This is a genomic window from Rhizobium sp. YTUHZ044 (genome assembly GCF_051123975.1).
Lineage (GTDB): Bacteria > Pseudomonadota > Alphaproteobacteria > Rhizobiales > Rhizobiaceae > Rhizobium.
Genome location: NZ_CP101430.1, coordinates 141398 through 156742, shown reverse-complemented (window position 1 = coordinate 156742; position 15345 = coordinate 141398). Strand labels below are relative to the sequence as shown.

Here is a 15345-nt window from a genome sequence, read left to right as displayed (position 1 = left end):
CCTTTTGGAGCGCTCCTGCCGGCTGGCCATTCCGTGGTTTGCCTCCCTGACTTTTCAATTCTGTCTCATCTCGGCATCCGGCGGCGGCAGTGCGATGCCGTAATAGGGATCCACCCAGACGAGCAGGTCCCTGACAGACGTCACGCCTGCAACGTTCTCGGCCGCGACCTTTGCGGCCAGGCGCTCGCGTTCGTCGAAGATCGTTCCGGTCAGTTCGGCAACGCCGCCGGCGACGTGGCAATGGATGAAGCCGTTGCGGCTCCAGCTCTGCTTTGCAAGTTCCGATTCGATTGCCGCCTGGATCTGAGCGTCTCCGGCCGAAAGCGATGACGGTAGTGCCCGAGACAAAGCCCGCAAGAGATCGCAGCGCGAGACGATACCGACGAGCCTGCCATTTTCCACCACCGGCAGACGCTTGACATCCTGGCGTTCCATCGATTTGACGGCGTCGGAAATGGAGGCGGTCGGCGCGATCGTGCTGACCTTGGAGGTCATCACCTCATCGACCCGCCTTCCATGAGTTCGGACATATTCGGCGGCGATCTTTCCGGAGCTCGTCAGCCATTCGAGCAGCCACGACCGCTTGCGCTCGGTGTTCAATTCGCCGCGGCGCAGAAAGTCCCCTTCGCTGACGATGCCGACGAGCGCTCCATTGGCATCGACAACCGGTAGTCCGCTGATCTTGTTGTCGAGCATCAGCTTGGCGGCTTCGGCGACGGAGCAGGACGTCGTCACAGTGATCGCCGGCGATGTCATGATGTCTTGAACGAGCATTTTCGACTCCTGTTGCTTCGCATCTCCTCGGCAACGGCGCACGAGAATCTTTAACCAGGCCGGCATTTGCCTGCGAAGCCCGTGGGCTGAGTGCCAGCCTTTGGAGCAGGCAAGCAACCTTGGGGCTAGTGAGGATAAGTTAGCGGCGTTGAAGCCAGGACGCTTTGATCAACGTCAACAATGGAAGGAACTCGAAGCCGCGGCCGAATCGTCTTCAATTCCGGCGTGGGGGCTTTGCCCTGCTCACCGGATCGGCAGGACCAAGGCGCCCGCAGGCTACCCGTCTTCGCCTGCCGCAAATACGAATGGTCTCACCGACAGCAAACAGACAGGTTCAAGCCTCTATCCAGTCGCGGTCGCCTCATGGAAGGCAGAAGCAAAGGATTGAACGATGAAGTTGAAACTTATCTCCGCTCTTGTGATCATCGCCGCAACTCCCGCTCTGGCGATCGCCAGTCCAAGCTGCACCAAGGAGCCGAAGTCCAAGTGGATGCCCGAGAAAGCCATGAAGGAAAAAATCGACGCTCTGGGCTACCAGGTGAAAACCTTCGAGATCACCGGAAGCTGCTACGAGATCTACGGCAAAGACAAGCAGGGCGACCGCGCCGAAGTCTATTTCAATCCGGTGTCCGGCGAAATCGTCCAGAAAGGCGACTGACCATGGCGCCCATTGAGTTGCAGAAGCAGGAGGGCCTCCGGCCCTCCCAGGTCGCGAGCGGCACCGTCAAGGTCTGGGACCCAATCGTCAGACTGTTTCACTGGACCGTCGTTACGGCCTGCATCCTCAATCTTTTTGTGTTTGAGGAAGGAAAATATTGGCACCGTTTGACCGGCTACGTCGTTGCCATGGCCATCGTCGTACGGATCATCTGGGGGTTCGTCGGAACCAGGCATGCGCGGTTCCGAGACTTCTTCCCGACACCTGGCAAAGTGAGGGCGCAGATCCTTGGCATGATCAATGGCAGCGAGCAACGCTATATCGGCCATAATCCGCTGGCATCGATCATGATGCTGGGCCTCATGGTGATTCTTGCAATGACCGCGGTCAGTGGCTGGATGACGACGCTCGATGCCTTCTGGGGCGACAAATGGCTCGAGGAAGTGCACGGTGTCATCGCCAACAGCATCATGGTCTTCGCCTTCATCCATGCCGGGGCGGCATTGGTCGAGAGCTGGAGACATCGGGAAAATCTCGTCTGGTCGATGGTGACAGGTCGAAAGAGAGCATGAGAATTCTTCTGATCGAAGACAGCGTCCGGCTTCGCGATCTTCTTTGCGAAGCCATCCGCGAGGCCGGCTGGCGCATGGATGCCTTTGCTACGGCAAATGAAGGCCGTCTCGCGCTTGACGGAACAAGCTACGATCTCCTTCTTCTTGACCTTGGCCTGCCTGACGAAGATGGCCTCGACGTGTTGAAGTCTCTGCGTCTCGCGAAGCGGCAGATTCCGGTGCTCGTCCTGACGGCACGCGGGGCCGTCGACGAACGGATCGCCGGGCTGGATGCCGGGGCTGACGACTACTTGATCAAACCCTTCAACAATGGCGAGTTGATCGCGCGGATTCGAGCCCTGATGCGGCGCTCGCCCATGACAGCCATGCCGACACTGGAATTCGCCGACGTCAGGTTTGAGGCGGCGTCCCGCCAGGTCACCTGCAACGGCATTGAAATGGCGCTCGCCCCCTCGGAAAAGTCGCTGCTCGAACTGCTGATGCGCAATGGCGGGAACGTGGTTTCCAAGCGCAAGATGGAACACGCTTTCTCCGAGTTCGGTGACGAGCGCAGCAGCAACGCCGTCGAGCTGGCGGTCTCCCGGCTCCGGCGGAAACTGGAGGGACATCCCGCCAATGCCGTCATCGAAACCGTGAGAGGCGTCGGTTACATGCTGCGCGAGGACCGAGGTTGATTCGATCGGCTCCTACCTTGACGGCCATTCTGACGCGAAGGATCGCCTTCTTCGCCATGGTCGCGATGCTTGTCCAGCTCGCCGTCGTCTTCTCTGACTATTATTGGAACGTCGGGGAACTTTCCCGCCTGTATGTCGAGCAGGAAACAGAGCGGCTTGCCTCGGGCGTCGGTGGCAGGGACGGAGCCGTTACCTACAGGCTGCCGGCAGCTGTAGGCCGGCGTTATGCCCATCCGCAGACCGGCTATGTCGCCCGCATTCGCGACGGCCGGGGCCACCTTATCTTCGAGTCCTGCGACGATGCCTGCGAAAGCCGTTTCCTGCCCGCGGAGGTCAATCCTCCGGATTTTTGGCTTCGCACCATCAAGCCAGGGAAACCGCTTACGCTTGTCGGGGGCCGAGCTTTCCAGATCGGCGAGCAGCGGATTCTGGTTGATGTCGCCACTGTGGGCGATCCTGAGAATCTCGCCTCCGCCGTCTTTTGGAACGAGATCCTCGAGCACATGATCGTGCCGATGAGCATCTTGCTCGGACTTGTTCTCGGGGCAACCTTAATATCGGTTCGCCGCGCCCTGAAGCCTGTGAAGGCCGCGGCCGATGCTGCCGAACTCATCGATCCGATGGATTCCGGATCTCATCTGCCCTTCGAGGGAATGCCGCGAGAAATTGCCCATCTCGCGGTGGCCGTCAACCGGGCGTTCCAACGAATTGGCGAGCTGATGCTATCGCAAAGGATACTGACATCGGGCATCGCCCATGAAGTGCGCACACCGCTTGCGGCCATCAAACTCGAACTCGGCCGTATTGACCATCCGAGGGCGCGGAAAGCTGAGGCGGATCTCGATGACCTCGTGCATTTTGTGAGCCAGCTGACGGCGCTCGCGCGGCTGGACACGTTCGATCACAGCACGTTCGAAGAGGTCGATCTCGTCGTTCTTTGTACAGGCGTGGCCGAGCAGCTCGCACCTTGGGTTTACGAAAACAAGCATTCGCTGGAGGTGTTCGCCCAGATCGAGGCGGCAGGTGTCAGAGCAGCACCAGCCCTATTGAAAGACGCCCTTCGCAATCTGATCGAGAATGCGGTTCGCCATACGCCGGATTCAACGAAGATCATTGTCAGGGTGGGAGAATACGGTATCCAGGTCGAAGATCGACAGGATGTATTTGGCAGTTTCCTCCATCAAACCCAGAGTGCGGAAGGCCTCGGAATAGGACTTAAGATCGTTGAACGGATCGCGGAACTTCATAAGGGATCGTTGAGGCGTTCCATATCGCGGCACGGCAACATCTTCGAACTCTTATTGCCGGTGGTGGCGCGACGCAGGCGGTGCTGACCAGCATCACCCTGCCTGTCCTGTCGTCGTATTGAGCGACGGCAGGCGGTCAAGGACCGGCTCTCGAACTCATTGTCAACGCCACGAGGGCCGCGTACCTCATCAGCCGCAGCCTGCCGGCCGGCAACAAGCGGCTCCTCAATCCCGTCGCAGCGTCTTGCCGGACTCCGCATCGAACAGATGAAGCTTGCCCGGCCGGGCCGCGATCGTTACGGCCTGCCCGGGCTCGAAATCGTGACGTTCGGACAGCACCGCGACAAGTTCGCCGGATCCGTAGCGCAAAAATACCATCGTCTCGTGGCCAGTGGGTTCGGTGACGTTGACGGTCGTCTTCAAGCCGCTCGGAGCGAGCGACAGATGTTCGGGCCGCACGCCCAGGCGCACAGGCTGGCCATCGGACGCCTCCGGCGTGAAGCCGAGCGCAATCTCATCGCCTGTCTCCGTGACGAAGACCGCACCGTCGGCCTTGTAGTGACCTTTCAGCAGATTCATCGACGGCGAGCCAATGAAGGTGGCCACGAACGTATTGCGGGGACGGTCGTAAAGCTCCAGGGGCGTTCCCGTCTGTTCGACCTTGCCGCCCTGCATGACCACGATCTTGTCGGCCATCGTCATTGCTTCGACCTGGTCATGGGTAACGTAAATGGTCGTGGTCTTCAGCCTTTGGTGGAGCTCCTTGATCTCCTTGCGCATCTGCACGCGCAGCTTGGCATCGAGGTTCGACAGGGGCTCGTCGAATAGGAAGACTTGCGGCGATCGGACAATGGCTCGCCCCATCGCTACGCGCTGCCGCTGGCCGCCCGAAAGCTGGCGCGGATAGCGGTCAAGATAGGGCACGAGGTCGAGGGTTTCGGCCGCCGCCTGTAGGCGCTGCTTGATGACATCGGCCGGCTGCTTCTGCAGACGCAGCGCGAAGACCATGTTCTCGGAAACGGTCTTGTGCGGATAGAGCGCATAGCTCTGGAAGACCATCGCAATATCACGGTCCTTCGGCGGCAGATTGTTGACGATCTTTCCGCCGATCGAGATGGTGCCGCCGGTAATGCTCTCGAGGCCTGCGACCATGCGCAGCAAGGTCGACTTGCCGCAACCGGACGGGCCGACGAGGACCACGAACTCGCCATCGCGAATGTCTATATTGACCCCATGCAGGATGTTTAAGGCGCCGTATGCCTTCCGCGCCTCTGAAATATTGACCTCAGCCATATGCCTCCCACTCGCTTTCCGGTCACCCCCGGCACACGTTCCAGGGGATGAATTTCTCGACAGTATCCAGAGTTTGAGGCACAGCGAAAGTGCGCTCTGCCACGATCCGAAATACCTTCAGAACCTCCTCCATGAAACGTTTCATTTTTTATTGACTTTTTGCGCTTCCCGTCTAATGCTCACTGATGAGACCGAGAGGAGCGGTTTCAAACAAGAATTATGAAACGTTTCATTTTCTTGTTTACCAGATAGTTCTGCACGAGACCAGTCCCAAATTCGGGCCGGAGCCTATCCGGAACACTGGCTGGCGGCAGCGCACCAAACGTGGAGGAGGAAGACATGAAAGTCGAAATTTACGATGCATTGATGCGCCGTCAGGCAAGCCGCCGCGACCTTTTGCGCGGAACGGCAAGTGCGGCGGCTCTGCTCGGCCTGTCCGGCGCGATGGGCGGAATTGCCGGCACCGCATTCGCGGCCGATGACCTGCGCGCCCAGATCCTGCAGATCCCCGGCGTCGGCAAGGGTTCGCCGACGGACGCGGACTGGCAGAAGGTCGGCGAGCTCTGCCTCGGCCCGACCAAGGCCAATGTCAAGCAGGGCGAATTCGCCGGCGTCGAGCTGACCTTCATGGGGCTCAACAACCAGAATCTGCACAACTTCCTGTTCCGCGGCTTCCTGAAGCCTTGGGAAGCCTATACCGGCGCCAAGATCAACTGGATCGACCTTGCCCAGGCCGATTACAACGCCCGCCTTCAGCAGTCGATCGCAACCGGCACGGTTGATTTCGACATCCTTGAAATGGGCGCGCCTTTCGAAGGCGATACCGCCGGACGCGGGCTTCTCGACGAGATGCCTGATTGGGCTGCAAAGCAGGTCGAAGCCGACGACCTGGTGAGCTACCTGAAGCCGCCGGTCGGCACCTGGGACGGCAAGACCTATCGCGTCACGATCGATGGCGACTGCCACACCTTCGCCTATCGCAAGGATTACTTCGGCGAAGGCTCGATCAGCGGCATGGCCGAGCCGCCGAAGACCTGGCAGGACGTCAACGCAGCGTCCAAGGCGCTGATCGGCAAGACCGATCCGCTGACCGGCCAGCCGGCCTACGGCTATCTCGACCCGCTCAAGGGCTGGGGCGGCTTCGGCTTCTATTTCATCGAGAACCGGGCGACGGCCTATGCCAAATACCCCGGCGATCCAGCCTGGCTGTTCGATCCTGAGAACATGAAGCCGCTGGTCAACAACCCCGCCTGGGTCCAGGCGATCCAGGATGTGCTGGATCTGATCGCGGCCAAGGCCTATCCCGCCGACCAGATCAATGCGGACCCCGGCACCACCGCCTTCTCGCAGTTCCTGGCAGGCACCGGCGCAATGCTGATGTGGTGGGGCGACGTCGGCTCCAGCGCGCGCACCTCGGATACCTCGGTCGTCGGCGACGTGGTCGGTTTCGGCATCAACCGCGGCTCCAACCGCGTCTACAACCGCAAGTCCGGGCAATGGGAAGACAAGTATAACGAAGCGCCCAACATGGCCTATCTCGGCTGGGGCATCTACGTCACCAAACGGGTCTCCAGCGACGAGAAAAAGCGCAAGGCGGCCTGGTCTGCTGCAGCCCATCTCGGCGGCAAGGATCTTTCCCTTTGGACGTCGGCCTATCCGTCCGGTTTCCAGCCCTATCGTCAGTCGCACTTCAACTACGACGAATGGGAAAAGGCAGGTTACGACCGCGCCTACATCGAGGACTATCTGGGTTCGAACGCCGACAGCTACAACCATCCGAACGCTGCGATCGAGCCGCGCATCCCCGGCATCTTCCAATACTACTCCGTTGCGGAGGACGAATTGGCGAAGGGCTTTGCCGGACAATACAAGTCGGCACAGGAAACCGCGGATGCGATTGCAGCCGCCTGGGAAAAGATCACCGACCAGATCGGCCGTGATAGCCAGCTGAAGCTCTATCGGACGAGCCTCGGGCTCTGATCGATTGACATAAACGCGCTGGCGGACTGAAAGGCTTCGCCAGCGCCCATCCTGTCCGGGCGAGGAATATCAATGTCGACAGTCGAAGGCGACCTGCTCCACACGGTCGAAGCCGGCTCCATTTCCGCGAGCCGCCGTTTTTGGGGCCGCTCGGCTCTGTGGCTGAGCGCCATATGGTTCATGGCATCCTTTGTATTGCAGGCTGTCCACGAACTTGGCTGGACCGATTGGGGCTTTGCCAACTGGCGGCCGGTTCTCTACGCCTATTTCATTTGGGCCGCGGTTCTCTGCGTCACCCGCGTCGTCATATACGGCGAGGCCGGCAAGAAGGCGCTCTTTGTTCTGCCGGCCGCACTTTTCGTCGTATCGATGGTGGTCTTCCCGCTGCTCTTTGCGCTCTGGATCGGCTTTTCGGATTGGAACCTCGCCTCTTCTGCCGGGCGGCGCTTCAACGGGCTCGACAATGTGCGCCGGATGATCGCCGATCCGTTCTATGCCAATGCCTTGCTCAACATGATCCTTTATTGCCTTGCGATTGCCGTCGAATATGCGATCGCCTTCGGCCTGGCGCTGCTCCTCAACCAGGAAATCATTGCCCGGAAGTTCTGGCGGGTCACCTTCCTTGTGCCCTTGATGCTGTCGCCGGTTGCGGTGAGTTGGATGGTCGGCAAGTCGATGCTGGAGACCCGTTTCGGCCCGATCGCGCGCATGGCCCGCTGGCTCGGCTGGGAAAACCCGTCCTTTTTCGGCGATCCGCTGACGGCGCGCCTTTCGATCATGATCATGGATGCCTGGACCTTCATTCCCTTCATGATGATCATGCTGCTCGCCGGATTGCAGGCCTTGTCGAGGGAGGTGCTGGAGGCGGCCGAGGTCGACGGCGCCACCAAATGGCAGCGCTTCTGGCAGGTGATTTTCCCGCTGATGCTGCCAGTGTCGGTCACGGCAGTAATGATCCGCATCATCTTCAAGTTGAAGCTCGCCGACATCATCATCACGGTGACATCGGGAGGCCCCGGAGGAGCGACGGATTCCGTCACCAGTTTCATCTATCGCGAATACCGCGACCGTTCGAATGTCGGATACGGAACCCTGCTCGCGCTCGTCTATCTGGTGATCATCGTCGTCGGCATGACGGGGCTGATGAAGATCTCCGACCGTATCGTCAAGCGGATGACAGGAAGGCTCTGATGGTTCGCATCGATTTCGAAAAATACGGACGGGGCCAACGCATTCGCTGGTGGGCCATGCGTTTGGCGGTCTACGGCCTGCTCGTCATCTGGGCGTGTGTCTGCATCTTCCCGCTGTTCTGGACGGTTTCGACCTCATTCAAGACAGCCGCAGATGTCATGCGCGGCAATCTGATCCCCTGGTTCAATTTCGCGCCCAACTGGCTCGGCTGGCGCTCGCTCGGCCTCTCTCCCGATACGATTCCCCAGATTTCGACGGTGCGTGATGAATTCATGCGCAGGCTCTGGAACAGCGTGATCATCTCCGTCACGGCATCCGCTCTTGCGGTTGTGCTCGGATCGCTCGCCGCCTACGGCCTCAGCCGTTTCTCCTATAAATTCGGCCATATGCGCAATTCCGACATTTCCTTTTTCTTCCTGTCGCAGCTCATCATGCCGCCTGTCGTCCTCGCCCTGCCATTCCTGGTTCTCTACAAGGAGCTGGCGCTGCTCGACACCTATGCCGGCATGATCGCCGTCTATACGCTGATGGTCCTGCCGATCGTCGTCTGGATCATGCGCGATCAGTTCGCGACCATACCGGTCGAGCTCGAGGAGGCCGCGCTGGTCGACGGCCTGTCGATCTGGGGCGCGTTTGCCCGCATCATCGTGCCGCTCGTACTGCCGGGCATGGTTGCCGCCTTCCTTTTGGCGCTGATCCTGTGCTGGAATGAATATTTCTTCGCCGCATTGCTGACCTCGACCAACACGAACACGCTGCCGGTGATGATCGCCAGCCAGACCGGCAGCCAGGGCATCAACTGGTGGTCGATGGCTGCCCTTTCCACCGCTGGTATCCTTCCGCTGGTCATCGTCGGCGTCGTGTTGGAAAAGCACATCATCGCCGGGATGACCGCAGGAGCGGTAAAATAGCCGCGGGACGTTTGAACATGCCAAAGATGCCCACAGTCAAGGATGTCGCCGAATATGCGGGCGTCTCCGTGGGCACCGTTTCGCGCGTTCTGTCGGGCGAAGCCGCGGTCAAACCCCTGCTGCGGGAAAGGGTCAACGACGCTATTTCGGCGCTCGGTTACCGGCCGAACGTGACCGCACGAGCCTTGCGTACCAGCAGAACCGACGTTATCGGCCTCGTCGTTCCCGACATCACCAATCCTTTTTTTGCGCAGCTTGCGGCAAGCATCGAGCGTGCGGCGCTCGAATGCGGTCACAGCCTTATGCTGGCAAGCTCGCATAACGACAGCGAGGCGGAGCAGAGCCACGTTTCGGCTTTTCTCGACCGATCGGTGCGCGGCATCATCGTGGTGGCTTCGAGCGACGGTTCAGGTCTCGATCTGCCAGCCTCGGTCCCGGTCATATCGCTGGACCGGCGCTTCGGCGCCTTTCCCCTGGTGTCGACCAACCATGCGCAGGCGGCCACGCTGATTGCCGATCATCTCTATGGGCTGGGGCACCGGCGCATCGCTTATATTTCCGGGCCGACCGACACTGAGGCAGGGCGCATGCGCAAGGAGGCCTTCGTCAGCCGCATGGACGGCTTCGGCAAGACCGGCGAGCCTGTCGAACTGCAAATCGCCCATGGCAGATTCGACTATGAATCCGGCGAAAGAATTGCCCGCGAGCTGCTTTCGCGCCCGCCGCAGGATCGGCCGACGGCGATAGCCGCCGCCAGCGACCAGCAGGCGATCGGCGCATTGCGCGCCGCCCGTGACCTTAAGATCGATGTGCCGCGAAAACTGTCCGTCACCGGTTTCGACGACATTTCGCTTGCCAATCTCGTGGTGCCGCGGCTGACAACCATACGCCAGCCAGCCGACATGCTGGCGCGGCGCGCGGTCAGCCTTCTCCTGGAGGAACCGCCGGGCAAGGGGGACGAAATGGTGGACGGATCGCTGATCGTGCGCGGTTCGAGCGGCCCGTGCCCGCAACCTGGCGAACCGAAAGGCGCACGGGCGCTCCGAGCCGGACATCGCCGGGACAGAAATTGAAGCACGGCCGGCGCTCCGGCTAGAGAAAGGATGGAAGATCAATGCTCAAGGGAATTCGGGCCGAACTCAATGGCGACATTCTTCAGGCACTTAGCAACATGGGACATGGCGACTATCTCGTCATCTCCGACATGAATTTTCCATCGGATTCGATAGCCCGCCAGACGCGTCTGGGTAAACTGCTGACCATGGAAAACATTCCCGCGCCGCAGGCGATCGACGCGGTCCTTTCGGTCCTGCCTTTGGACACGCCGATTCAGCCGTCGGTCGGACGCATGGAAGTGATCGGCAAACCGGATGAAATCCCGCCGATCCAACAGGAAGTACAGTCGATTGTCGACCGGGCCGAAGGCAAGCCGTCGCCGATGTATCCCGTCGAACGCATGGCGTTCTACGACATCGCCAAAAAGGCCTATTGCGTGATCGCAACCGGGGAACTGCGGTTCTATGGATGCTTCCTTTTGACCAAGGGCGTCATTCCAGCGGAAGAGGCCGTGCGATGAGCGAGAAAAGCGGGATCGTCATCTTAGGCATTTTTGCCGCCGACACCGCCTATAAGGCAAAGCGCTTGCCCCAAATCGCCGAGACGCTGATGGGGTCGGGTTTTACGCTCGGGCCGGGAGGCAAGGGCTCCAACCAGGCGATCGCCGCGGCAAAAGCCGGCGGCAAGGTGACTTTCATTTCACGGGTGGGCAACGACGCGTTCGGCGCGATGGCCCTTGCGGCCTATGCGGAGGCGGGTGTCACAGCCAATGTGATGAAGATGGACGGGGTTTCCACGGGCGCTGCCTTCATCTTCGTCGACGAAGCGAGCGGCGACAATGCCATCATCGTGGTGCCGGGCGCCGCAGGGCTGATCGGCATCGAAGATGTCGAAGCGAACCGGGCAGCGATCGAAAGTGCTGCTATCTTCATGACACAGCTCGAACAACCGCTGGAAGCGGCCCTGCATGGCCTGTCGATCGCCAAAAGGGCAGGGGCCACGACCATCTTCAACCCGGCGCCGGCCAGCACCATCCCGGACAGCATCTATGGCCTGAGCGATTTCATCGTTCCCAACGAAGTCGAAGCGGCGCAACTGGTGGGCCATGCGATCGAAACCGATGAACAGGCGCGTGCGGCGGCGCGCACGCTGGTCGCCCGAGGCGCGCGCGCAGCGGTCATCACGCTCGGCGCGCGCGGTGCGCTCTATCACACCGCCGAGCAGAGCGAATTCGTCCCCGCATTTTCGGCGGGAAATGTCGTTGACACAACCGGAGCCGGCGACGCCTTTCTCGGTGGGTTCGCGACGGCGATCTCCGAAGGCCGGGCGCCAATCGAGGCCGTCCGTTTCGGCTGCGCGACTGCCGCGATCGCCGTAACACGGCCGGGTACGGCCCCCGCCATGCCTTCTCGCGCCGAGATCAGCGCCTTGCTTGGCTCCTGATGACTGGCCGTCGCAGGGGAATTGGGCGGGGCGTGTCAGCCTCGCCATCTCCAGAAGCCGTCAATCCAGCCTTGCGGTAAAGACGTAGCCGACGCCGCGCACGGCCTTGATGAATTGAGGCTTCTTCGGGTCCGTCTCAATCTTGCGCCGCAGCCGGACGATCTGGGCATCGATCGTCCGGTCGAAAGCTTCGAGGCTTCGGCCCCGGGTCAGATCCATCAGCACGTCGCGGGTCAGAACCCGTCCGGCATGCCGGACGAAGGTCGTCAGCATATCGAACTCGCCGGTCGTCAACTCGATTTCCGTGCCTTCCGGATCGAAAAGCTGCCTGCGGCTGAGATTGAGCTTCCAGTCTTCGAAGCCGACAATCTCCTCGCCGGCCGCCTCGGCACTGCGCGCAGGAGCTTGCCGGCGGCGCAGGATCGATTTCAGGCGGGCATGAACCTCCCGGAGATGGAAGGGCTTGGCGATGTAATCGTCGGCACCGACTTCCAGACCGACGATTCGATCGACGACGTCGTCACGGCCCGTCAGCATCATGATCGGCACGTCGGACTGGGCGCGAATTTCGCGGGCGAGGTCAAGGCCATCCGTGCCGCCGGGAAGAACGAGGTCGAGCAGGACGGCGTCGAAATTCTGCTGGCGCAGGCGCACGCGCATCTCGATTCCGTCGGCGGCGGAAGAGACCGTGTAACCCTCGTCCTCGAAGTAGCGCGTCAACATCTGGCGAATGCGCGGGTCATCGTCGACGACGAGAAGATGCGCGTCATGTTGAAGTGCTGCCATCGTCCATCCGCCAAGCCGTTGCTCGTTACAGATCGTCTTCAATGGCATCGTCTTTAACATGCCCGTCAAGCTGGTGTCACCACCAGGCGGTCGTTGTCCTCATCGTAAACCGCAAATCCATTCCGGCCAGAATTACGCGGGCCTGGCATCGTGCAGCCGATGGCGTTTGGTCTGCATCGGAACGGGAGCCGGCGAGGATTGCCACGCGCAGAGCCATCCGCGGACATCGTTCGCTGTGATCCGAACCGTGTTTGCGCTCGTGGAGGCAAGGCGGCGCGCGGCTATCTGGCAGAAAGTGTCGACGTATTGAAGAAGGCGGAATTCGGTAGCCCGCGGCGGCGAGGCCACCGACAGCAATGCCCGCCGCGACACGATGACGGTCTTCATGTCGGGCCCGAACCGCACATCGATACGCCCCGACTTGTCTTTCGCGTCGAGATTTGCTGTGACGATTTCATATGGCATTCCATCGCTCCGGATCGTTGGTTCGTCGCTGCGGCTTCTGAATTTTTTTCTCCAAGTTACGACGCCGGTCGTACGACGCTTTGACTTCGATCAAATGAACAGGGCGAGAGGTCGGCACCGAAACATCCGCGCCGTGACCGAAAGGATATGGACAAATATCCGGACAATTTCCACGCCGACGGCATCATCATTGATTTGGGACAAGGAAGAGCGTGCGGCCTGAGGTCATAAGGCATCCTGCTTTTGAAAAGGGATGTGACAATGTCCGACGATCTGGTCGCCAAATACGGCGATGCGCGGCTTCCGCGTTATACGAGTTACCCGACGGCACCGGCTTTTTCGGCCACCGTTGGGCCGGATGAATATGCCCGCGGTCTCGCCGATATCGGCAAGACCGGGCCTGTTTCGGTTTATCTCCACGTACCGTTCTGCCATTCGATGTGCTGGTACTGCGGCTGCCACACGACCAACACCCGGCAGGACGCCCCGGTCGTCGAATATCTTGATGTGATGAACCAGGAGATCGAACTCGTCTCCTTTGCCGCCGGAAACGACGTGCCCGTCAGGAACGTTCATTTCGGCGGCGGCACCCCTACAATCATGAAACCTCGGGACTTTTCCGCCCTGATGGCAAAGCTCAGGAGCGCCTTTGCTTTCGAGGCAGATGCCAGTGTTGCCGTGGAGATCGATCCGCGCAGATTGGCCGCTCCCATGATCGATGCGCTCTGCGAAAACGGCGTCGATCGCGCGAGCCTCGGCGTCCAGAGCTTCGATCCGGTCGTGCAGGCGGCAATCAACCGGCTGCAGTCCTTCGAGCAGACGGAGACGACAGTGGCCGAGTTGCGGTCCGCAGGTGTGACCAGCATCAATTTCGACCTGATCTATGGCCTTCCGAAGCAGACGGTACAATCCTGCTTGGAAACGGTCCGCCTGGCCACAGAGCTGCGTCCCGAACGTTTCGCCGTCTTCGGTTACGCCCACATACCCACCTTCAAGAAGCATCAACGCCTAATCGACGAAGCATCGCTGCCGGACGCAAAACAGCGGAATGAGCAGGCCGAAGCCATCGCCCGGGAGCTTCAACAAGCCGGATATGTGCGTATCGGGCTCGATCATTTTGCACTGCCGCAGGATCAGCTCGCACTTGCCGCCCGCAACGGCACGATGAGACGGAACTTCCAGGGCTATACCACGGATGATTGCGATAGCCTCATCGGCCTTGGCGCTTCCGCGATCGGACGGCTGCCGAGCGGCTATATGCAGAACCACGTGCCTCTCGGACTTTATGCCGAGCGGGTTGCCGCCGGCATGCTGCCCACGGCCAAGGGTTATCTTCTCAGCGAAGAGGACAAACTTCGCGCGAGAATCATCGAAAGGCTGATGTGCGATTTCGAGGTCGATCTCGGAAAGGTGAGCAGCGGCTCGGGTTTCGACACCGGCTTCCTTGTCGAACGCAACGAGCGCCTAGGCGAGCTGGTGGCCGACGGCGTCGTGGCGATCAGCGGCGAGCGGATCGTCGTATCTCAGGATGCACGCTTCATGGTCCGTGCCGTCGCGGCGGCATTCGACGCCTATTTCGGCTCGCACGGACGCACGCACAGCAAGGCCGCCTGACCTGAATCAGAGCCAGGCCGGAAGTGCCGATCCATGACTCCGGCCTGTTTACTCATGCCCTTCAGGCGGTGGGTTGATAGATTGCTGGCAGGGGTGCGCCAGCACCGTCTTCGCGTTTGTCACACGGCAGTAGAGATCGCCGGTCATTTCTTGCAGAGGTAATATGATGAACAAACCGATTCCGACCGATTTCATGGAACTCGAACGCTGCTACGACCAACTGATGTTGTGGTGCGACGTGCTCCAGGCAATCGCCGATTTCCTGCCTTGCCACATAGACGAAGATCTTTGCGACCGCATCTCTCGCGGCCTGCTTCCGCTGCTGCAGACGACGCATGAGCTCGAACAGCGGCTGATCTCCTCCCGGCTCGGATTGATCATGGACGCCGCGGAAAAAGCCGGCGCGGAAGAACGGCGGCGGGCAGGCCGCCTGGTGGGTCTTGGCGCCGCGCGAGACGTGGCCGTCACCCTGGAAACGGTGGGCGAGGGGGGCTGCCGGCTGTCCTGGGAAACTGTCGGATATCAGCTGCGTTCGTTCTTCTGCTCGATGCGCAGTCATATCCGGTCCGAACGCGAGATCATGACGTTAATGCAGCGGGCGACGGAAACTGCAGCGCGGCTGGAGGAGGCGACCAATCGGACCGAAGCAGCCTGAGCAAAGCCGGATTACCGTGCCGACAT

16 protein-coding genes are annotated in these 15345 nt (G+C 60.5%); 12 read left to right on the top strand and 4 right to left on the bottom strand.

Annotated features, from left to right (window positions below):
- Positions 1 to 54 precede the first annotated feature (54 nt).
- Positions 55 to 774: a CBS domain-containing protein gene (locus NL154_RS30165; protein ID WP_434734560.1), complete on the bottom strand. Its 720-nt coding sequence runs from the start codon at positions 772 to 774 to the stop codon at positions 55 to 57.
- A 391-nt stretch (positions 775 to 1165) separates the two neighbouring features.
- Here NL154_RS30165 and NL154_RS30160 point away from each other — a divergent pair, with 391 nt between their 5' ends.
- Genes NL154_RS30160 through NL154_RS30145 form a run of 4 tightly spaced genes read left to right on the top strand, consistent with a single transcriptional unit; the run spans position 1166 to position 4012 of the window.
- Positions 1166 to 1432, top strand: a complete 267-nt coding sequence (locus tag NL154_RS30160) for a PepSY domain-containing protein (RefSeq protein WP_210633403.1) — start codon at positions 1166 to 1168, stop codon at positions 1430 to 1432.
- A gap of 2 nt (positions 1433 to 1434) precedes the next feature.
- The gene (locus NL154_RS30155) at positions 1435 to 2004 is read left to right on the top strand and encodes a cytochrome b/b6 domain-containing protein (protein ID WP_210633402.1); all 570 of its coding nucleotides are present in this window, start codon (positions 1435 to 1437) and stop codon (positions 2002 to 2004) included.
- Entirely contained in the window at positions 2001 to 2678 is a 678-nt protein-coding gene (locus tag NL154_RS30150; RefSeq protein WP_210633401.1) for a response regulator, read from the top strand. The genes NL154_RS30155 and NL154_RS30150 overlap by 4 nt, the downstream gene beginning before the upstream one ends.
- The gene (locus tag NL154_RS30145) at positions 2675 to 4012 is read left to right on the top strand and encodes a sensor histidine kinase (protein WP_210633400.1); all 1338 of its coding nucleotides are present in this window, start codon (positions 2675 to 2677) and stop codon (positions 4010 to 4012) included. The genes NL154_RS30150 and NL154_RS30145 overlap by 4 nt, the downstream gene beginning before the upstream one ends.
- A gap of 138 nt (positions 4013 to 4150) precedes the next feature.
- On the opposite strand, the gene NL154_RS30140 is transcribed toward NL154_RS30145, so the two are convergent.
- On the bottom strand, positions 4151 to 5218 hold the full coding sequence (locus tag NL154_RS30140; RefSeq protein ID WP_434734559.1) for an ABC transporter ATP-binding protein: 1068 nt from the start codon (positions 5216 to 5218) through the stop codon (positions 4151 to 4153).
- Positions 5219 to 5557: 339 nt separating this feature from the next.
- On the opposite strand from NL154_RS30140, the gene NL154_RS30135 reads away from it, so the two are divergent.
- The 6 genes from NL154_RS30135 (at position 5558) to NL154_RS30110 (ending at position 11799) form a co-directional block, all read left to right on the top strand.
- Positions 5558 to 7198, top strand: a complete 1641-nt coding sequence (locus NL154_RS30135; RefSeq protein ID WP_221123606.1) for an extracellular solute-binding protein — start codon at positions 5558 to 5560, stop codon at positions 7196 to 7198.
- A 72-nt stretch (positions 7199 to 7270) separates the two neighbouring features.
- A complete protein-coding gene (locus NL154_RS30130; protein ID WP_221123605.1) occupies positions 7271 to 8389 on the top strand; it encodes a carbohydrate ABC transporter permease in 1119 nt (372 codons plus the stop codon).
- Entirely contained in the window at positions 8389 to 9300 is a 912-nt protein-coding gene (locus NL154_RS30125; protein WP_183700060.1) for a carbohydrate ABC transporter permease, read from the top strand. The genes NL154_RS30130 and NL154_RS30125 overlap by 1 nt, the downstream gene beginning before the upstream one ends.
- Before the next feature lie 17 nt (positions 9301 to 9317).
- Positions 9318 to 10373, top strand: a complete 1056-nt coding sequence (locus NL154_RS30120; protein WP_221123604.1) for a LacI family DNA-binding transcriptional regulator — start codon at positions 9318 to 9320, stop codon at positions 10371 to 10373.
- Positions 10374 to 10414: 41 nt separating this feature from the next.
- The gene (locus NL154_RS30115; protein WP_184459996.1) at positions 10415 to 10876 is read left to right on the top strand and encodes an RbsD/FucU family protein; all 462 of its coding nucleotides are present in this window, start codon (positions 10415 to 10417) and stop codon (positions 10874 to 10876) included.
- Positions 10873 to 11799: a ribokinase gene (locus tag NL154_RS30110; RefSeq protein WP_221123603.1), complete on the top strand. Its 927-nt coding sequence runs from the start codon at positions 10873 to 10875 to the stop codon at positions 11797 to 11799. The genes NL154_RS30115 and NL154_RS30110 overlap by 4 nt, the downstream gene beginning before the upstream one ends.
- Before the next feature lie 60 nt (positions 11800 to 11859).
- Here NL154_RS30110 and NL154_RS30105 read toward each other — a convergent pair whose 3' ends face one another.
- Positions 11860 to 12585 (bottom strand): response regulator, encoded by a 726-nt coding sequence (locus tag NL154_RS30105; protein ID WP_221123602.1) that lies wholly within the window; start codon positions 12583 to 12585, stop codon positions 11860 to 11862.
- A gap of 132 nt (positions 12586 to 12717) precedes the next feature.
- A complete protein-coding gene (locus tag NL154_RS30100; protein ID WP_221123601.1) occupies positions 12718 to 13050 on the bottom strand; it encodes a hypothetical protein in 333 nt (110 codons plus the stop codon).
- Positions 13051 to 13311: 261 nt separating this feature from the next.
- Between NL154_RS30100 and hemN the strand changes: the two genes are divergently transcribed.
- Positions 13312 to 14664: an oxygen-independent coproporphyrinogen III oxidase gene (hemN, locus tag NL154_RS30095; RefSeq protein WP_221124609.1), complete on the top strand. Its 1353-nt coding sequence runs from the start codon at positions 13312 to 13314 to the stop codon at positions 14662 to 14664.
- Positions 14665 to 14830: 166 nt separating this feature from the next.
- Positions 14831 to 15319, top strand: a complete 489-nt coding sequence (locus tag NL154_RS30090) for a hypothetical protein (RefSeq protein WP_221123610.1) — start codon at positions 14831 to 14833, stop codon at positions 15317 to 15319.
- Positions 15320 to 15345 lie beyond the last annotated feature (26 nt).